This window comes from Candidatus Methylomirabilis limnetica, assembly GCF_003044035.1.
GTDB lineage: Bacteria > Methylomirabilota > Methylomirabilia > Methylomirabilales > Methylomirabilaceae > Methylomirabilis > Methylomirabilis limnetica.
This window is the reverse complement of the sequence record NZ_NVQC01000010.1, coordinates 1-19,312: the sequence shown is the minus strand read 5'-3', so window position 1 is coordinate 19,312 and position 19,312 is coordinate 1. Positions and strand designations below refer to the sequence as shown.

17 protein-coding genes and 1 tRNA gene are annotated in these 19,312 nt (G+C 57.7%); 2 read left to right on the top strand and 16 right to left on the bottom strand.

Translation table 11 applies throughout. The features are described 5' to 3' along the window. Nucleotides 1-145 precede the first annotated feature (145 nt). The 16 genes from dusB to tilS form a co-directional block, all read right to left on the bottom strand. A complete protein-coding gene (gene dusB, locus CLG94_RS02030; RefSeq protein ID WP_107561236.1) occupies nucleotides 146-1,153 on the bottom strand; it encodes a tRNA dihydrouridine synthase DusB in 1,008 nt (335 codons plus the stop codon). Nucleotides 1,154-1,295: 142 nt separating this feature from the next. Next, nucleotides 1,296-1,369, bottom strand: a tRNA-Gln gene (locus CLG94_RS02025). A gap of 315 nt (nucleotides 1,370-1,684) precedes the next feature. Continuing rightward, a complete protein-coding gene (locus tag CLG94_RS02020) occupies nucleotides 1,685-2,185 on the bottom strand; it encodes a GreA/GreB family elongation factor (protein WP_161953969.1) in 501 nt (166 codons plus the stop codon). Next, nucleotides 2,182-3,630, bottom strand: coding sequence for a glutamate--tRNA ligase (gene gltX / locus CLG94_RS02015; RefSeq protein ID WP_107561234.1), 1,449 nt, complete (start codon nucleotides 3,628-3,630; stop codon nucleotides 2,182-2,184). The genes CLG94_RS02020 and gltX overlap by 4 nt, the downstream gene beginning before the upstream one ends. Nucleotides 3,631-3,637: 7 nt before the next feature. Beyond that, nucleotides 3,638-3,817, bottom strand: a complete 180-nt coding sequence (locus CLG94_RS02010) for a Trm112 family protein (protein ID WP_107561233.1) — start codon at nucleotides 3,815-3,817, stop codon at nucleotides 3,638-3,640. Between the two features lie 223 nt (nucleotides 3,818-4,040). After that, nucleotides 4,041-4,514, bottom strand: a complete 474-nt coding sequence (gene rimI / locus CLG94_RS02005) for a ribosomal protein S18-alanine N-acetyltransferase (protein ID WP_107561232.1) — start codon at nucleotides 4,512-4,514, stop codon at nucleotides 4,041-4,043. Between the two features lie 94 nt (nucleotides 4,515-4,608). Then, nucleotides 4,609-5,307 (bottom strand): tRNA (adenosine(37)-N6)-threonylcarbamoyltransferase complex dimerization subunit type 1 TsaB, encoded by a 699-nt coding sequence (gene tsaB / locus CLG94_RS02000; protein ID WP_275666210.1) that lies wholly within the window; start codon nucleotides 5,305-5,307, stop codon nucleotides 4,609-4,611. Between the two features lie 21 nt (nucleotides 5,308-5,328). Beyond that, the gene (locus CLG94_RS01995) at nucleotides 5,329-6,597 is read right to left on the bottom strand and encodes an MFS transporter (protein ID WP_107561230.1); all 1,269 of its coding nucleotides are present in this window, start codon (nucleotides 6,595-6,597) and stop codon (nucleotides 5,329-5,331) included. 279 nt (nucleotides 6,598-6,876) lie between these two features. Then, the gene (gene tsaE, locus CLG94_RS01990) at nucleotides 6,877-7,356 is read right to left on the bottom strand and encodes a tRNA (adenosine(37)-N6)-threonylcarbamoyltransferase complex ATPase subunit type 1 TsaE (RefSeq protein ID WP_239993080.1); all 480 of its coding nucleotides are present in this window, start codon (nucleotides 7,354-7,356) and stop codon (nucleotides 6,877-6,879) included. Further along, nucleotides 7,353-8,990, bottom strand: a complete 1,638-nt coding sequence (locus tag CLG94_RS01985; protein ID WP_107561229.1) for an NAD(P)H-hydrate dehydratase — start codon at nucleotides 8,988-8,990, stop codon at nucleotides 7,353-7,355. Before CLG94_RS01985 ends, tsaE begins: the two co-directional genes overlap by 4 nt. A 63-nt stretch (nucleotides 8,991-9,053) precedes the next feature. Next, on the bottom strand, nucleotides 9,054-9,437 hold the full coding sequence (locus CLG94_RS01980; RefSeq protein WP_107561228.1) for a holo-ACP synthase: 384 nt from the start codon (nucleotides 9,435-9,437) through the stop codon (nucleotides 9,054-9,056). A 57-nt stretch (nucleotides 9,438-9,494) separates the two neighbouring features. Beyond that, nucleotides 9,495-10,223: a pyridoxine 5'-phosphate synthase gene (locus CLG94_RS01975; RefSeq protein WP_107561227.1), complete on the bottom strand. Its 729-nt coding sequence runs from the start codon at nucleotides 10,221-10,223 to the stop codon at nucleotides 9,495-9,497. Between the two features lie 87 nt (nucleotides 10,224-10,310). Beyond that, on the bottom strand, nucleotides 10,311-11,660 hold the full coding sequence (gene glmM, locus CLG94_RS01970; RefSeq protein ID WP_107561226.1) for a phosphoglucosamine mutase: 1,350 nt from the start codon (nucleotides 11,658-11,660) through the stop codon (nucleotides 10,311-10,313). Nucleotides 11,661-11,863: 203 nt separating this feature from the next. Further along, the gene (folP, locus tag CLG94_RS01965) at nucleotides 11,864-12,706 is read right to left on the bottom strand and encodes a dihydropteroate synthase (protein WP_239993078.1); all 843 of its coding nucleotides are present in this window, start codon (nucleotides 12,704-12,706) and stop codon (nucleotides 11,864-11,866) included. Nucleotides 12,707-12,869: 163 nt separating this feature from the next. After that, entirely contained in the window at nucleotides 12,870-14,681 is a 1,812-nt protein-coding gene (ftsH, locus tag CLG94_RS01960; RefSeq protein ID WP_107561224.1) for an ATP-dependent zinc metalloprotease FtsH, read from the bottom strand. 323 nt (nucleotides 14,682-15,004) lie between these two features. Beyond that, nucleotides 15,005-16,420 carry a tRNA lysidine(34) synthetase TilS gene (gene tilS, locus CLG94_RS01955; RefSeq protein WP_161953968.1) on the bottom strand — a complete coding sequence of 472 codons (1,416 nt, stop codon included), beginning with the start codon at nucleotides 16,418-16,420 and terminating at the stop codon, nucleotides 15,005-15,007. 97 nt (nucleotides 16,421-16,517) lie between these two features. Here tilS and CLG94_RS01950 point away from each other — a divergent pair. Both CLG94_RS01950 and CLG94_RS01945 read left to right on the top strand, forming a co-directional pair. After that, nucleotides 16,518-17,650 (top strand): IS630 family transposase gene (locus tag CLG94_RS01950; RefSeq protein ID WP_432264752.1). Its coding sequence is split into 2 segments (ribosomal slippage): nucleotides 16,518-16,947 and nucleotides 16,947-17,650, totalling 1,134 coding nucleotides; the frame shifts between segments, so codons are not numbered across the junction. A gap of 215 nt (nucleotides 17,651-17,865) precedes the next feature. Further along, nucleotides 17,866-18,534 (top strand): IS3 family transposase, encoded by a 669-nt coding sequence (locus CLG94_RS01945; protein ID WP_275666209.1) that lies wholly within the window; start codon nucleotides 17,866-17,868, stop codon nucleotides 18,532-18,534. Nucleotides 18,535-19,312 lie beyond the last annotated feature (778 nt).

Sequence of the window (19,312 nt, the reverse complement as noted above, 5' to 3'; positions counted from 1 at the left end):
TAGATCGGCAGGTATTTCTTTGTTTTGGCCCTTGTTGTTTTTCTCAAACCAGGTACAAATACCTAACAAGGTTGTCTGGAGTAAGATATTCTGATACGCACAGGACCAGCAGTCCTTTTTTTCCTGTTCGATTATGGACATCATCTTATGCAGCCAGTTCCTCGGCATAGTGCAGGCGTTCCCCGCGCTGCAACTGCCCAGCAAAGAAATCATTTACTGCTATCAATTGTTCCGCAATGCTTTCCAGTTGATTCATGTAGTGGCGGAACTGCGCCGAGTCGGCCAGCCCTTTGGTGTACCAGGAGATGTGTTTGCGCGCCACACGCAAGCCGGTACGTTCACCGTACAAATCGTACAGGCCGTGCAGGTGATTGAGCAGCACGCGCTGAATTTCATCCACTTGTGGCGCGGGCAGGCGCACACCGGTCTCTAGAAAATGAGCGATTTCGCGGAACAGCCACGGGCGGCCCTGTGCGGCTCGGCCTATCATCACGGCATCCGCACCGGTGTACTCCAACACATAGTGGGCTTTCTCCGGGGTGGTGATGTCGCCGTTGGCGATGACGGGAATCTTCACGCTGGCTTTCACTGCCGCGATGGTGTCATATTCCGCCTCACCGGTGTAGGCGCAAGCGCGGGTGCGGCCATGAATGGCAAGCGCCTGGATACCGCTGATTTCGGCGATCTGCGCGATGCGCACCGCATTGCGATTTTTCGTATCCCATCCGGTGCGTATTTTCAAGGTAACCGGTACGCTCACCGCCGCTACCACCGTTTCAAGTATTTGTGCCACCAGCGCCTCATTCCGCAACAGCGCGGAACCGGCCATAACATGGCAAATCTTTTTCGCCGGGCAGCCCATATTGATGTCGATGATTTGCGCGCCCGCATCCACGTTGTAACGGGCGGCCTGTGCCAGCATTTTCGGATCAGCGCCGAGGAGCTGCACCGAGATCGGATCGGCCTCGCCATCATGATTGGTACGCCGTTTAGTTTTTTCCGAACCATACAGCAGCGAGTTGGAGGCCACCATTTCGCTAACCGCCATGCCTGCGCCCATGCTCCTGCACAACATGCGGAAAGGCCGATCCGTCACGCCAGCCATGGGGGCGACAATCAGGTTGTTTTTGAGCTTGTGAGGGCCGATGCGCATGAATCATTTTCCATGAATGGGAGTGCGAAAAGTATACGGAGCTTGCGCTGAAGGCCGCGGAGTAGGGGCTGTGGTTCTTCGAGTATGACTATGGCCGGTTAAAGGCGCTAGCGTCAGTACAGCGGCAACGGCTGTGAACGAGTGGCTGGGGGGCAAGGATTCGAACCTCGATAAGCAGATTCAGAGTCTGCTGTCCTACCATTGGACGACCCCCCACCAAAAATGAACGTCCAAAGGGGCTCCCTTTGGACGTTCAGAATATGGAGGAACAGCCGAGAAAAGTCAAGGTGAAAAACAGCGAGATTGTAATCCTTCAGTGAGTGTGGGAAATCATTGAATAAAATGTGATATTTGTTTATAAAATCCCCCTTAATCCCCCTTTTTAAAAGGGGGAAACGGTTAGTCCCCCTCTTTGGAAAAGAGGGGTTAGGGGAGATTTTCCACCCGCAACTGAAGAATTACGTGAGATTGCCTCGAAAGTCCCCCACCCCACCCGAGGGGGGAGGGTTGGATAAGGGAGTGGATGTAGTGTCAGGAGCCCGTCCCGTCGGGGTTGCTTTGTAGGCTCTCGTGCAGCGTCTGAAAGCTCATCATTTCAAAAGCCTTGGTCCCGCTTGGCATATTCATCACGACCCGATCGCCGACCTGTTTACCGATGAGGCTTCGTCCAACCGGGGAGGCAACCGAAATCCAGCCACGCTTGCTATCCATCAGCTCTGGAAAGACCAGAGTGTAAACACTTTCCTCCCCACTATCTTCGTCCACAAGATGCACGGTGCTGCCCAGGGCGACGCGGTCCTTCGGGACCGCTCTCAGGTCGATCTTGCTGATCTCTGATATCCGCTGTTGTAGAAAGATCATCCGGGCCTTGACAAAACCCTGCCGGTCCTTGATCGTTTCGTACTCACCGCTCTCACTAAGATCGCCCAACTCTCTGGCAGTCTGGATCTTCTTCGGGATATCTACCTTGAACTCCCGATCGAGCTTATTGAACTCTGCTCGAAGCCCATCAAGCAATGCATCGATCTTCATCCTTCCTCCTCCAGTGCTTCTTCTACCCGACGTCGCGCTGCCTCCCATCCCATCAACTCCATAATCGGAAAGATGGGGGGACTGACGCTTTTCCCGGACAGCCCAACCCTGAAGGGCTGGGCCAGGTCGACCAGTTTCAGACCAAGGGCCTCTGCCCTCATCCGGAACAGCGACTCCAGGGTTGCCGCAGTAAAGGTCGGCAGCGCCTCGATCTCCGGCAAGAGCGCGCGAATCCTGGCCTTCGCCTCGTTTGACAGAACCTTCATGGCTACTGCCTTGTCGCGCTCTATCTTCCCGGTGAACACGAACCTGGACGAGGATGCGAGCTCCGTCACGGTCCTGGCCCGCTCCTGAAAGAGGCAGGCCACCCGATGCAACCAGGCTTCGTCCCCCTGGAACAGCTCTTGCTGACTCACGCCGGCCGCCTCCCAGAAGGGCCTCAGCAACGCCGTCAGCCGATCAGGGGCGATATGCTTGATGTACTGGCCATTCAGCCACTCGAGCTTGACCGGATCGAAGACTGCGGGGGTCTTGCCCACCTTCTCGAGGCTGAAGTGCCTGACCAGCTCTTCCTGACTGAAGATCTCCTGATCGCCGTGGGACCAACCAAGCCGTACCAGGTAGTTCACCATCGCCTCAGGCAGGTAACCCATCTGCTGGTAGGCCAAGACCGACGTAGCGCCATGCCGCTTTGAAAGACGCGAGCGATCCGACCCTAGAATCATGGGGATATGGGCGAAGTATGGGACAGGGAGACCCATCGCCTCGTAGAGCATGATCTGACGTGGCGTATTGGAAATATGGTCGTCGCCCCTGATCACGTGCGTAATGTCCATCAGCACATCGTCTATCACTACAGCGAAGTTATACGTTGGCATCCCGTCGGAGCGAAGGAGGATGAAGTCGTCCAGATCGGCACGCTCGAAGCGAATAGGACCGTGAACGAGGTCCGCAATCTCAATGCTCCCCTCGTCCCGAACCAGCAGACGGACGGCGGCGCCTCTTCCGCCCACTCCCGCCAGATCGTTTCCGCGCGCACGGCAGCGGCCGTCGTACTTCGGGGAGGTCCCGGCAGCAAGCGCCGCCTTGCGTCTGCCTTCCAGCTCTTCCGGCGTACAGGTACAGTAATAGGCCTTCCCTTCATCCAGGAGTTTCCGGGCATGCTCCTGGTACAGCGTCAGGCGCTCAGCCTGCCGGTACGGTCCAGCCGGTCCGCCCACCTCTGGACCCTCATCCCAGTCCAGGCCGAGCCAGCGCAACGAATCGAGGATCGTCGTCACCGATTCATCCGTAGACCGTTCGACATCGGTGTCTTCTATCCGAAGGATGAAGACTCCATTCTCATGGCGGGCGAATAACCAGTTATACAGCGCGGTCCTGGCCCCACCGACGTGCAGAAACCCCGTTGGGCTTGGCGCGAATCTGACCCTTACCTTGGACGCCATGTTCGTCCTATTTCTTCGCCGGCGGTCCAGCTTCCGCCTCGTCGATCAGCATGACCGGGATGCCGTCCCGAACAGGATAGCGTCGCCCGCAGGCGGTACAGACGATCCTGGATGCCGGCTCGTCCAACACCACCTCGGCCTTGCATGCGGGGCACGCCAATATTTCAAGCAGTTCCTTATCGATCATTTTTACTCCCTCCTTGAAGAATAGCGCTCAGACGTCAGCGCTCAGACGTCAGCTTCAGATAAACCCCCCTGACCCCCCTTTCGTAAAGGGGGATTGAGGGGGTTTTCGTGCACCGTGGTGCGGCCCTGGCCGATGGAGTGTTCCTTAAATAATAGCATTCAGCGATCAGCCTACTCCCCTTTTATCTGACCACTATAGCCTATCACGCCTCGCCCCCGTAAAGTCAGAGCAGCGCCTTGCGCATCATGATGGCATCTTCCTGTGGGTGATCGTAGTAGTTGCGGCGGCGGCCGATCGGATGATAGCCGTAACATTTGTACAGCGCAGCAGCCGCCTCGTTCGACTCCCTCACCTCCAAGTAGCTTACTGTGACACCCTTGGCATAGGCTCGACCAAGCATCCCTTCCAGCAGTTGAGCGGCGACCCCGCGTCGTCGATAGCTCGGATGCACCCCGATATTGTTAATATGCAGTTCCCCGCTGACGATCCACGCGCACAGGAAGCCCACTATCCGCTCTCCCGAACCTTCATCCACCCTTGCCACGAGCGGCTCGGCTATCCCCTCGGAGGTAAACTCCTGCAAGAACATCTCCTCGGTCCACGGTTCGGCGAACGAGAGGCTCTCAATCACCAGCACCTCCGGCAGATCTTCCCTGCGCATCGAATGGCACGTAACTGAAAGTCTCGTCTTGCTCATCAGTATCCAGTGGATCTGTGCCCCACTCCAATGTCCCCACCTGGGATGCAGGGCAACCACAAGGGGTTGCCCCTACACTTAGACCCGCCTCTCGCTACGATGAACCCACCGGGGTGAATTTGTCAAGGCGTTTGAACTCCGCCTCGGATGGCCGCAGGTACTGGGGGGCCAGTTGTACGAGATCATCCCGGTCGCCACGTAGGAGACGGCGACGTCCGAGTTCCGCCACAGCGGCAGGACGTCCTCCGCGCCCCGCAAGGGGAGGGAAGAACGCCAGCTCCTTCAGTTGGGATTGCACCAAGCCTTCGTAGACTACCAATCCATCGCCCAGGAACACGGTTGGCTGTTGGATGCGCCTCAACAGGATGTCTGGCGCGATAGCGGCATCGTCCATCAGACGGATCAACCGATCCCCCTCATGACGGAACAGCGCACTGTAGATTTCACCTTTCCTGGCATCGAGGATGGGGCACACCTGGTGAGTGCAGAACGGGAGCGTCCATGCCATTGCTTCAAGGGTCGATACGCCGACAAGCGGTTGACCACCGACAACCGCCAGACCTTTGGCGGTACTCAGGCCGATTCGCAAGCCTGTGAAGGAGCCTGGCCCAACAGCTACGGCGAAACCTTCGACTTGGCCCAAGGTGATCCCGGCATCCTGTAAGGCCCGATCAATCAAAGGCAGCAGTCGCTCGCTATAGGTCGCCTTGATATTCAGCGTATATTCACAGATCACGCCCTGCCCTGATAAGAGGGCCACCCCTCCCTGCGTTGTCGACGTGTCTATCCCCATTACCAGCATAGCAAATTCCGCCTATTGAGTCATTGCGTCATTGCGCCCATACGCAACAGACGCTGCAGACGCTGCACGCGTAGGTCCCCCGGCCCGTACACGCGACAGGAGGATCAGACCCATGACGAAAAATAGCCCGACGACAAGGATCGCCGCCCGCTGGTTACCTGCCATGGTATATGACACCGCGCCGAAGACGAGCGGTCCAAGGATGGAGGCTGTCTTCCCGCAGATGGCGTAGCATCCAAAAAACTCCCCCTCTCGCCCCTTCGGGATCAGCGTGACCATAAAGGTTCGGCTGGCGGCTTGTATGGCGCCGAGACCAGACCCAGCGACGGCGGCAAGGAGGTAGAACTGCCGCTGCGACTCGACCAGGTAGGCAGCGATCACCACGCCGATCCAGAGCACCAGCATGCAGAGCACGACTGCCTTCGGGCCAAGGCGATCAGTGGGCTTCCCCCACAGGAAGGCCCCGACCAACGCCATGACCTGGACGAGGACGTACAAGCCGATCAACTGCACCATCCCAAAGCCAAGCGTCCTGGCCGCGAAGATAGAGGAAAAGAATATCACCGTGTTCACGCCATCCTCGTACAACAGATACGCCCCGAGGAACCGCCGTAGCTCACGCAACGCGAGAACATCTCGGAAGGTCCGTACTGTACCCCGAACGCTCTCGCGGACCGCTTCAATAACCCCGACATGGCTTGGCCGATCCTGTGGAAGGACCAGGAATGTGGGAATGGCGAAGAGCCCGAAGAGCGCCGCGGTGGATAGGAAGCACCATCCGAGAGCACCCACCCGCGCGAATGGGAGGGCGATAAGGAGGGCCGCAATCGATCCGGCGTAGCCGACCGCAAAGCCGTAGGCCGAGATGCGCCCCTGCCACTCCCGAGACGCAATGTCCGGGAGATAGGCGTTATAGAAGACTATCGCCCCTTCATATCCCACTATGCCGAGGACGCCAAGCACGAATCCCCAGAGAACCATCCCCTGCTCCACGGTCGCCATCAATGCAGTAGCGCCGACGCTCAGGTAGGTTGCGGCAAAGAGGAGGCGCTTGCGGATCCCGGCCCGATCGGCAACAGCCCCCAAGACAGGGGAGGCCAGTGCCACGATGGCCATAGCGGTGGAGATCAGTCGTCCCCACCACAGGTCACCCTCCCCATGGACGTTGCCGACGACGACCTGGGCATAGTAGGTCGCATAGATGGTCGCCGCGATGACCGCAGCAAACGATGAGTTCGCAAAATCGTACAGGGTCCAGGCCACCACCTGACGGGGAATCATAGAATGTAACTGCTTAGGCGTGTAGGCTGAAGGCTGAAGGCTGAAGGCTCTACATTATCTCGCAAGGCACGAATCACGCCATTCAACACCTTCTCGGGTTCTACAACCTTTAGTTCTATCAGAGATGACTCCTCATTGGGCAAGAAGCCCACACGCTTCGACACAGAGGGCTTCCCCCTTTACGAAAGGGGGGTAAGCTATTTTCTACTCTGAGTAATAATTCAGAGCCTTCAGCCTTCAGCCTAAACACCTGAATAGTTACGATTAATTTATGAAACACTACACTAGTAAATCGCGTGTCAGCGCCTGGACCAATCGCATGTATCGATCGCCCTCCGGAACGATCTCGATTGTTCGCGTATCCGACCCGGTATACCGAAGTCTAAACGTTAGCATCTCCTTCGGCAAGCACCCCCAGCCATGCTCGGCCCACTCGATCGCGGCCACACCATCCCCTGCCAGATACTCATCGAGCCCCAAGCTCGCAAAGGCCTCCGGGGTCTCGATGCGGTACAGGTCGATATGGTAGAGGGGAAGGCGGCCACCGTATCGGTGCATGATGGTGAAGGTCGGACTGCTCACATAAGTCGCCGGGTCTACGCCAAGCCCGCGGGCCAGCCCCCCTACGAAGAGGGTTTTCCCGGCTCCGATTTCACCGGTGAGGGCGATCAAGTCGCCCGCATCGGCAAGCCTGCCCACTGCCTCTCCTAGCGCGCGCGTCTGCTCGGGTGAGGTAGAGTGATACAGGCTCACGGTCACCCTCTACCGAAAATCTCCCCGTACCCCCCTTTGGCAAAGGGGGGATGGGGGGATTTGGTGGAAGTGAGGGAAGTAGCGTGGGACTTCAGTTGTCGAATGGCCTTCGGGATCTGTGTCATCAGATCCGAGGCCACCATCGCCTCCTGGCCAACCGCCTCGGCCGCAAGGTCCCCGGCCAAGCCGTGGAGGTAGACCGCGGCCTTGACTGCGAGCCCGGCACTCACCCCTTGAGCGAGGAGGCCACTGATCAGACCAGTCAGCACGTCACCGGTCCCACCGGTCGCCATGCCGGGGTTCCCCGTCATGTTGATCGCCACCTGCCCTTCCGGATTCGCAATCAGGGTACGGGCGCCCTTCAACACCAGGTGAACGCCGAAACTCGTTGCGACCTTTTGCGCGATTGGAATCCGGTGCCGGACCACCTCATCCCGATCGATGCCGAGCAGACGGGCGAGCTCTCCAGGGTGGGGGGTTAGGATCGGCGGGAGTGAGACATCGCGTAGCATGTCCAGATTCGGTCCAAGGGCATTGATTCCATCGGCATCTACCACGATCTGCGTCTTGGCGGTCTTCACGACTGCCCGGACCAGTTCGGCAGTCTCTGGATGGATCGACAGGCCGGGACCGATCGCGATAACCCGCTTGCCCTGCATCAGCTCCAGGACCCTTTCCAGCGCGGCGTGGGCAACTGTACGCTCCCTCGTCTCAGGGAGCGGCTCGCTCATCACCTCCGTGAGCTTTGCCTCGATGGCGTCGTTCAGACTCTCCGGCAACGCAAGCGTCACTAACCCCGCGCCGATTCGAAGCGCTGAGAGCGCGCACATCGCCGCTGCACCGGTCTTGCCGGGCGAGCCGGCCAGGACCAGGACGTGACCATAGGTCCCTTTGTGGGCATTCGGGTCGCGGGGCGGAAGCACGCCCACCAGATCCTCAGCCTGTACGAGCGAGACATCGAGAATCGGATCGGTGAGCAGTTGCCTTGGCAGACCGATGTCCACCGTTACGACCCGACCGGCACAAGAGGCCGCCGGATAGAGGATCAGACATCGCTTCGGCAGACCGAAGGTGACGGTAAGGACCGCGTTGATGCTAGGGTATGGGATGACCCCTTCATCGCTATTCAGGCCGGAGGGGATGTCGAGGGCCACGATCGACTTGCCAAACCGATTGAGCAGCTCGATAGCTTCTTCGAAGAGACCTTTTGCGGGTCCGATCGTCCCGGTTCCCAGGATGGCGTCCACAACGACATCGGCTCGTTCGATCGCCTCTCCTATCGCCTCGAGTTCCTGGCTGGTAGTCACTTCATAGATCGGCGCACCTGATTTTCGAATAATTTCGAGATTCGTCCTGGCATCCCCCTTGATCTCCGTCTGTCGAGCCAGCAGAAACACCTCGACCATGATCCCGCGATTGAAGAGGTGACGCGCCACAACCAAGCCATCGCCGCCGTTATTACCCCTGCCACAGACTATGGCCACGCGGCTTCGCGTCAGGTGCGGGAACGCGCGCTCCAGCTCCAGGACCGCCTGAAGTCCGGCGTTTTCCATCAGCAGCAATGACGGGATGCCGTACTCCTCCGTCGCACGTCGATCAAGCTGACGCATCTGGCTCGCCGTCACAACGCTCACAGCCATCGTCCTCTCCCATGGGTCATCGCGTCGTTCGCAATAGGCGCGATAGACGCTGCACGCAAGACGCTAATTGCCGTCAGTGGCCACAACATAGGCCATCGCGTAGTCGCCATCGTGCGTAAGACTCACCAGCATCTGCGTGATCCCAAGGCGGGCTGCGACATCCCTGGCACAGCCCGAAAGGACCACGCTAGGCGGCTCAGGCCCGCCGCCCACTATCTCCACGTCTTGCCACACCACCCCTTGCCCCCATCCAGTACGAAGCGCCTTGAAGGCCGCCTCCTTCGCCGCAAAACGGGCCGCGAGGTGCCGCCCTGGCGACCGGTAGCTTCTCAAGTGGGCCTGTTCCCCCGCAGTGAAAAGTCGATCGAGCAAGCGGGCGCCGTGACGCGCGACAGCGCGTTCGAATCGTCCGATCTGTACGGCGTCGATTCCGATCCCGATCACCATTCAGCACCCACGAAATCCCCCCATCCCCCCTTTGATAAAGGGGGGCGAGAGGGGATTTTACCTCGCACGGTCCGTATTCATCGCTGCGAGCATCTCGCGGACCGCACGCTCCAGACCCACAAGAACGGCTCTAGCGATGATACTGTGGCCAATGCTCAACTCCTCCACCTCCGGGATCGCTGCTATCGGCCCGACATTGCGATAGTCCAGGCCATGCCCGGCATTGATCAGAAGGCCTAACTCTCTTCCTACTGTCGCCGACTGAATGAGGCGGGCCAGCTCGGCTTGCTGCGTCTTGCGATCCCTCGCCTCTGCATACGTTCCGGTGTGAAGCTCGACGAAGTCGGCACCGGCGCGCGCAGCCGCCGATAACTGATCCTGTTCCGGGTCGATAAAGAGACTGACCGCGATACCGCCCTCTCGCAAGCTGCGTACGGCCATACCTATCTCATCGACGTGTCCGTGAACGTCCAGTCCTCCTTCAGTGGTGAGCTCCTCGCGCCGTTCCGGGACAAGCGTCGCCATCTCCGGCTTGACAGCAAGGGCGATCTGGATCATCTCTTGCGTGGCTGCCATCTCCAGGTTCAGTTTCGTCTTGACCAGCCTTCGCAGGAGCTCGACATCCCGATCCTGGATATGCCGGCGGTCCTCTCGTAGGTGTACGGTAATCCCTGACGCGCCGGCCAGTTCGGCCAGCATGACCGCCTGAGCTGGATCAGGCTCCTGCACCCGTCTCGCCTGCCTGATCGTCGCGACATGATCAACATTCACACACAACCCAACCATCGCTCGCTCCGCTCGCCGTTTCGAGTTGCGGGTTTCGGGTTTCGGGTTTCGGACCAGAAACTCGGAACTCAAAACTCGAAACAGTTCTTAGTCCAGTTCTTTTTCGATCACCAGTGCGATCTCTCGGGCCAGCCGCTCGATCTTCGCTGGCTCCTCGCCTTCTACCATCACACGGGCTAGCGGTTCCGTGCCGGACAAGCGAACCAGGACCCGTCCCCTGCCGCCCATACCCGCCTCCGCCAATCGAATCGCCTCCTGCACCCGTGGAAGCTCCTCAATGGCAGCTCTGCGTCGAATGGGCGTATTGATCAAGACTTGGGGATAAGAGCGCATGCATGCCTTGAGTTCCGAAAGCGGCTTCCCACACCTTTGCATGGTTGCCAATACCTGCAAGGCGGTCACTATCCCATCGCCGGTGGTATGGTGTTCCAGGAAGATGATATGCCCGGACTGCTCGCCCCCCAGCGTATAGCGCTTCGACAGCATCTCCTCCAGGACGTACCGATCGCCCACCGCGGTTCGAACGACCTTGATCCCCGCCTCCTGCATCGCGATGTCTAAGCCGATGTTGCTCATTACGGTCGCCACGACCGTGTCTTCACGCAAACGGCCTTCTCGCTTCAGGTCGAGGGCACAGAGGGCGAGGATGTGGTCGCCATCCATCGTCTCACCCTGTTCGTCCACAAACAGAACTCGGTCAGCATCCCCGTCATGGGCAATCCCAATGTGCGCCTTGTGTTCCACGACAGCTCGCCGCAGTCCTTCGGGATGCAACGAGCCGCATTCTTTGTTAATGTTGGTTCCGTCGGGCTGGACATTGAGCGACACCACCTCTGCATGCAGCTCCCGAAGAACTGCCGGCGACGCCTTGTAGGCGGCGCCGTTGGCACAGTCTACTACCACCCGCATCCCCTTCAGCGTTGTTCCCTTGGGAAGGGTGTTTTTCACAAATTCGATATAGCGGCCGACGGCATCACCCACTCGGTAGGCCTTGCCGATCTCACGAGCCGTCGCCCTGATCCCATCGATCTCTCCATTGCCGATCAGCTCCTCGATCCGATGTTCCATCGCATCCGGCAGCTTCAGGCCGTCGTGAGAAAAGAACTTGATGCCGTTATCCTCGTACGAGTTGTGAGAGGCAGAAATCACCACCCCGGCGTCGGCTCGAAGGCTTCGCGTAATAAAGGCGATCCCAGGCGTCGGGAGCGGGCCCACCAAGAGCACGTCCACGCCCATCGAGGTAATGCCGGCGGTCAGCGCCGTCTCCAGCATATAGCCGGTCAGGCGCGTGTCCTTCCCGATCACGATCGCGGCCCGCTCGCTCGTCCCGCGTAACATGTGAGCCGCTGCGCGCCCCACCTTGACCATGGTCTCCGGGGTCATCGGCTCTCTGTTGGCCACACCCCGAATTCCGTCGGTGCCGAATAGTTTTCGCACAATCACTCCTTTATCCTCGATGCGCCTCACCCCTGCGATTACTTGTAACTACTCATGTGTTTAGGCTGAAGGCTGAAGGTTCTACATTATCTCGCAAGGCATAAATCGAGCTATTCAAGACCTTTTCTGAGTTTTCTTTGATCACGCATAGCTTACCCCTAAAAGCCTTCAGCCTTCAGCCTATCTACCTGAGTACGTGGCCGCTACGCCCTCTTGATCGCGTCCAGCATCCTGACCAGATGCGCACAGGGCCGAACATCGTGAACTCGGACGAAGGCCGCACCCTGCAGCACCGCCGCCGCGACACAGGCCGCCGTACCGTATTGGCGCTGCTCAACGGGAAGATTCAGTACATTCCCAACGAGCGACTTACGCGATGGACCGACCATAATCGGCTTCCCAAGACAATCAAGCTCCGCCAGATGTCGGAGCAGAACCAAATTATCCTGCGGCCGCTTGCCGAAGCCCAGCCCGGGATCTACAATGATTGACTCAGGGTCAACGCCCATACGTTCGGCAAAGGCGACGCGATCGGCCAGGAAGGCCAAGACCTCACCCACGGCATCGTTGTAGTGCGGTTCGATTTGCATATCCTGAGGGGTACCCTTCATGTGCATGATGACAAGGCCGGCGCGCTTCTCAGCCACCACTGCTGCCAGACGTCCCTCTCCTCGAACGCCATAGACGTCGTTAATGATGTCTGCCCCCTCCTCCAGGACTACCCTTGCCACCTCCGGTTTATAGGTGTCCACCGCCACCGGGATCGTGAGCTTGGGACGCAAGTCGCGTAGAACCAGAAGGATCCGGCGAAGCTCCTCGTCTACAGAGACAGGGACGGCGCCTGGACGGGTTGACTCAGCTCCCAGCTCCAGGATATCGGCTCCCTCCTCCACCATCCGCAGCGCCTGATCGGTGGCCGCCCCAGGATCCAGGAAGCGACCGCCATCGGAAAAAGAATCCGGGGTGATATTTAATACCCCCACAATCCAGGTCTTTTCCCGCACATCCAGCAGGTGGTTCCGGCAGCGAAAGCTTAATTGCGTCATTGCGCCTATGGCGTCTGTAGCGTTTATTGCGTTGATTGCGTCTTTGCGTCGAACCAGGAGCAGGCGAAGAAGGTTGATGAAAACAGTGTGGGCGAGGCTGCAGAAAGAAGAGTCCCAGGTGTCCTCGCCTGCGGCACCCGATCAAGTGGCAGAGGGTTACGCCTTAGGCTGGCGCCGGGGAGGGGGCGGCAGCCCGTTTCATGATAGCATCGATCTGAGGGCCGTCAAGCGACTCGGTTTCCAGCAGGGCCTTGGCCAGGGCGTGTAGGATACCCATTCGTTCGATGAGCAGCGCCTTGGCCTTGTCGTAATTGGTCATGACGATCCCTTTTACTTCTCGATCGATCTCTACCGCCGTCTGTTCGCTGTAATCCTTATGCTGGGCGATCTCCCGGCCCAAAAAGATCATCTCTTCGCGCTTGCCGAATGTGAGAGGGCCCAGCTTCTCGCTCATGCCCCACTCGCACACCATCTTCCGGGCCAGATCAGTTGCCCGCTCAATGTCGTTACCTGCCCCGGTGGTAATCTGACCGAAGACCAACTCCTCCGCAACACGTCCGCCCATCATGATTGCGATCTGGTTAAGGAGGTACTCCTTCGCATAGTTGTGCTTCTCGTCGATTGGCAATTGCTGGGTCATGCCGAGCGCTCTGCCCCGCGGGATAATCGTCACCTTATGAATAGGGTCGGTTCCAGGGAGGACCTTAGCCACCAAGGCGTGTCCGGCCTCATGATAGGCGGTCAGCTTTCGATCCTCCTCGCTGATGACGATGCTCCTCCGCTCGACGCCCATTATCACTTTGTCTTTGGCGTTCTCGAAATCCGTCATGGCCACTGATTGCTTATTGTGCCGGGCGGCCAACAGGGCTGACTCGTTCACGAGGTTGGCCAGATCGGCCCCGGAAAAGCCAGGGGTCCCTCGCGCCAAAAGCATGAGGTCAACGTCGGTGTCAAGAGGAATATTTTTCGTGTGAACGCGCAGGATCCCCTCGCGACCCTTAATATCAGGTCTTGCCACCACGACCTGGCGATCGAACCGCCCTGGGCGAAGCAGCGCCGGATCCAGGACATCCGGACGGTTGGTCGCTGCGACCAGGATCACCCCGACGTTCGACTCGAAGCCGTCCATCTCGACCAGGAGCTGATTCAAAGTCTGCTCCCGCTCGTCGTGACCGCCACCGAGACCTGCACCCCGATGCCTGCCCACGGCATCGATCTCGTCCACAAAGATAATACAAGGGGCATGCTTCTTGCCTTGTTCAAACAGATCCCGCACGCGCGAGGCGCCGACGCCAACGAACATCTCTACAAAGTCCGAGCCCGAGATACTGAAAAAAGGGGTATTAGCCTCGCCGGCGATGGCCCGCGCAAGCAGCGTCTTACCCGTACCCGGGGGGCCCATTAGCAGCACACCCTTGGGGATCCTCCCGCCAAGTTTCTGAAACCTGGGCGGGTCCTTTAGGAACTCAATAATCTCTTGCAACTCCTCTTTTGCCTCGTCCACACCCGCGACATCGGCAAAGGTCACCTTGGTTTGCTTGTCAGTCTGTAAGCGTGCCCGACTCTTACCGAATGAAAGGGCCTTCACGCCTCCGCCCTGCATCTGCCGCATGAAGAAGATCCATACCCCGATAAACAGCAGCATCGGAAGCCACGACAGCAGCATATTGACATACCAGGGATTCTCGTCGATCGGTCTTGCAATAATCCGAACCCCCTTCTGCCGCAGCTCTGAAATCATATCCTTATCGTCAGGGGCATACGTCCGGAAGATCTCGCCGCTAGCGAGCTTACCTTTAATATCCGCGCCCCTCACGATGACCTCGGCTACCTCACCCTTCGTGACTTTGGCCATGAAGTCGCTAAAGATCAACTCCTTTTCCAGTGGCTGGCTCTGATTGAAAATGTTGAAAACCAGCACCATGATTAATCCGATAACAAGCCACAGGGCTATATTCTTAAAAAACGGGCTCAACCTTTTACCTCCTGCATTCAATCCCTTTTCCTCACCCGGCAGGTCAATGTACACGACTTTGTAGCGTGACAAATACTTATATCAAAAAGCTTATGCGTTTTCAACACAATATACCTACAGACCATCCCTCCAACCCTTGGAAGTCCTGACCGACCAAGCCAACAAATATTCTTAACTGGCTCAAAATAATAACTTTACGGTATCGAAGAATCCCTCCTAACCTCCCTTTGCCAAAGGGAGGATGCACCCCTTTTTGGAAAAGAGGGGGTAGAGCCTGCCCCTGCATGTATTAATCAGGGGGGGAGATTTTCTTAATTCATGCGTTAGCCCGCTTGTTCACCTGTAGTGGCTGCACGCACCCGAAGGATACGTCGGGTCGAATCGGTAACCTTGAACCGCTCATCTACTCGAAAACCCACGACCCATGCGATCTGATCACCTGAGACCATCAACGGGATGCTCCCGCGTTGATCGCGCGGCACCTTTGCGTCCACAAAGAAATCTTGGAGCTTTTTTCGGCCACTCATCCCGAGGGGGATGAACCGATCACCCGGCTCCCACCGCCTTACGTGCAAGTCCTGTCCGGCACAATCGGCATCAAGGAGAGCGGTCCATGCATCCGGGGCAAGTTCGTCCATTGTCCACTCCTCCAGGAGATCGCTTCGAAGGCTGAGCGACGATTCCGGAATGGCAGTGAGGCCAGGGACGGCGAGGGGGGAAGACGAAATGGGACCCCTCACTTGACTCTCCCCCACCGAAAGGACGATGTCATCGCCTGCTCGTCTTACGCGCAACCCACCTGGCGCTTGGATGGTGCCCTGCGCGCCCTCTGTCAGCAAAAGTCGATCGATGGCCAACGTCTGCTGGAAGGTCAATCCTGAGCGGCCCTCTCGCAGATACTCGGCGGCCCGCCGAATGATCCGCCATCTTAGAGCGGTGTGAAAGGTCGCCATGCGGTGGGTAGACAGCACCAACTCCTCAGGCGATCGCGAGATCAGGACAGCGCGAAGCTCTTTGTCGGCCATCGCGTTCAGCAGTGTATCCTCAGCTTCAAGGATCGTGGCTGCATTCGCCATGGCATGGACGACGCGTGGGTTATACCGCTTCGCCAGCTCCGGCAGGAGTTCCAGACGAATCCGGTTTCGGCTGTACAAGAGAACCTGATTCGAGGAGTCATCGACGTACGGGATCCCCTGCTGCCGTGCGTACCGCTCGATCTCCTCACGTGAGCAGTCGATCAACGGGCGGATGATCCGGCCCCTGACTGGCGGGATCCCTCCAAGCCCCCTTACCCCGGACCCCCGGAGCAGGTTCATCAGGACAGTCTCCGCCTGATCGTTGCGATGATGGCCCAGGGCAATCCTGGCCGCTCCCTGCTCGTCCGCCACCTGTTCCAAAAACCGGTAACGGAGATCCCTGGCAGCGGCCTGAAGCGAGCCTACTCCCCGGTCCCGCAACGTCCTCCCATCGGCCGTCGTAATGGTCGCAGGAATCTGATGGGCCTCGCATTGGCGACGCACAAAGTTGGCCGTCTCAGCCGATTCCGTCCCTCGAAGGTCATGGTTCAGATGGGCGACATGGAGTGAAATATGATAGCGGGCTCGAAGGCGCAGCAGAAGGTGGAACATCGCCATCGAATCGACGCCGCCAGACACGGCGAGGACGACAATATCTCCCGCTGCCAGCATTCGATGCCGGTCGATAGTCCCTTGAACCCTATGAAGCAGCGCATCCCTCATCGAGTAGTAACCGCAAACTATTACCATGTAACATTATATACTGCGTACTTTACTAGAGGGATGATAGACTGGCGGAAACTCAACAAAGGAGTCCGCCATGTCGCCGAGGTACCGAGTCACTCTTACCGAGCAGGAGCGCAACGGGCTTGAGGCGTTGACGAAACGCGGCAAGACGCATGCGCGGAAATTCATACACGCCCGAGCGTTGTTGCTGTGTGACGCCGGAGCAGGCGGCCCGGCTTGGACTGTCGCTGATACGGCGGAGGCCCTTGGGGTAAGCAGCCGAGCGATTGAGCACCTCAAGAAGCGCTTTGTAGAGGATGGACTTGAAGCTGCGCTTGAACGAAAACCACGGGAAAAGCCGCCCCGGGAAGTCACGTTTGATGGGGCGTTTGAGGCGAGGCTGATCGCACTGGCCTGTTCAGATGCTCCAAAAGGGCGTCTGCGATGGACAGTCAGGCTCCTCGCCGACAGGGTTGTTGAACTGAACTTCGCTTCTTCCGTATCACATATGACCGTGCAGCGGGTTTTAAAAAAAACGAACTTAAGCCTCATCTGTGCAAGTACTGGAAGATCCCCCCGGAAGGAAACTCGGCGTTTGTAGCCAACATGGAGGCTATCCTGGAGGTGTATCATCTGCCGTATGACCCCTACTACCCGGTGGTGTATATGGACGAATCCTGCAAGCAGATGATCGGTGAAGTACGCGACCCGATTCCGTGTAAGCCGGGACAACCGGCGCGCATTGACGATGAATACGTAAGGAACGGTGTGGCTGAGATACTTATGGAAGTAGAGCCGCTTGCCGGCAAAAGACATGTGGTTGTCACAGAGCGTCGCACCAAAAAGGATTGGGCGAGGCAGATCAAACAGATGCTTGATGAACGGTATCCGAACGCAATCAAGGTACGTCTGATTATGGATAATCTGAACACCCACGGCATTGCCTCATTCTATGACACATTCCCGCCAAAAGAAGCCAGGAGGTTGGCGGAGCGACTTGATATACATTACACGCCCAAACACGGTAGCTGGTTGAACATGGCGGAGATTGAACTCAGCGTCCTGAAAGGACAGTGCCTTGAACGCCGAATTGCCGACATGACGACCATGCAAACCGAAGTGACCGCATGGGAAAAAGACCGGAACGATCGCACAAGAAAAATTGTCTGGCAATTCACTACAGCGGACGCTCGGATCAAGCTAAAGCGCCTTTATCCGCAACTTTAATGGTTACACGGTACTAGAGAGATTTCCATCAGCCATCAGGCGGAGCTTCTGGGTATCTCACGCTCCAGCATCTACTATAGACCGGTGGTGGATGAGTACGATCTGCTGCTCATGCGCATGATCGACGAGCAATATACTCAGACGCCATTCTACGGTTCCAGGAAGATGGCGGCTCACCTGAGACGGCCATGATTATCCGGTAAACCGTAAAGCATGTGCAACGGCTGATGCGGGTGATGGGCCTGGAGGCTATCTATCCGAAGCCTCATCTGAGCCGGCCCGGTGTGCATCATCCGATCTATCCGTATCTGCTGCGAGGGCTGATCATCACGCACCCGGATCAGGTGTGGGCGGCGGATATCACGTACATCCGGCTGCACCGCGGCTGGCTCTACCTGGTGGCGATCATGGATTGGTTCAGCCGGTATGTTCTTGCCTGGGAGACCTCGATCACGATGGAGACGGGGTTCTGCCTAGCGGCCCTGGAGAAGGCGTGTGTGGCCAGCGCCCCCGGCATCTTCAATACCGACCAGGGCTCCCAGTTTACCAGCTACGCCTTCACGGACAGGCTCAAAGGCAAGAGGATCAACATCAGCATGGACGGTCGGGGACGGTGTATGGACAACATCTTTACAGAACGACTATGGCGCTCTCTCAAGTATGAAGAGATCTACATCAGGGATTATCAATGTGTCTCTGAAGGACGACGGGGAATTGATTATTACTTCAATTTCTACAACCATGAGAGGCCACACCAGTCTCTCGATTACATGACCCCCGCGGAGGTCTATTTTCAAAGATCGGATGCAAGAGTGGAAGAGAATGACGCCCACATCTCTCTCTCTTCCAAAACACGTAACTTCAGATCCCAAGGTGTAACTTAAATATCTCTAAAACTTGTCTTGACAAGTGGGTCCACCTTATCTATCGCGTCTATCGCGTTAATTGCGTTGATAGCGTGTGGGTCAGATAGGCTCTCGCCCTCTCACTTACAGGGTCGGCTTGGTAATGGGCTTGCGTCGACCCTGAAGCGCCGAGGGCAGACATCTGAGTCGCTGGTCCTCTTCCAGGGTTGGAGAGAGGTAAGATCGTGTAAGTTGGGTTTTTTTTTACCATATTTGAATCACGCCGGTCAATATTAATGTTATTTCGATAGATTAAAGCAGATGTGCGTCCGTAGCGTCTGTTGCGTCTGTTTGGTCTGTTTGAGCATAATGCAAGGTTTGACGTTCGAGGGAAGGGCCTGTCGTGAGAACGGAGAGAATCGTTAAAGAGTCTAGAGTTCTAGAAGCAACCGGAGAGCCTGATCCACTGCCGACATGTTCGGGCATCTCCCAATTCGCTTGTCGATCTCCCGATCCAAGACCGTGGCGAGGTTATCCGCGACGATCACCGAATCCGCAGGATGCCCATCGCCCCTCCTTCTAAGCTATCTCGGCGGACAAGGACGCGTGTCGGACCGGTTCTCTCCAGATTGCTCGTGATCATGGCCCAGATCCGCTGCGGCAGGTCTGTGACGACGCTGTCGGATTGCATCGTTTTGACAACGCAAAAGGGACCCACCGTGATAAAGCAAAAGGAACCCACCTCTGTTCAGTGATAGTCGGGCCTGTGGGAAGCATGGGAAAGCCGGAGGCTTTTCCATGCTGCGGTCGAAATCCG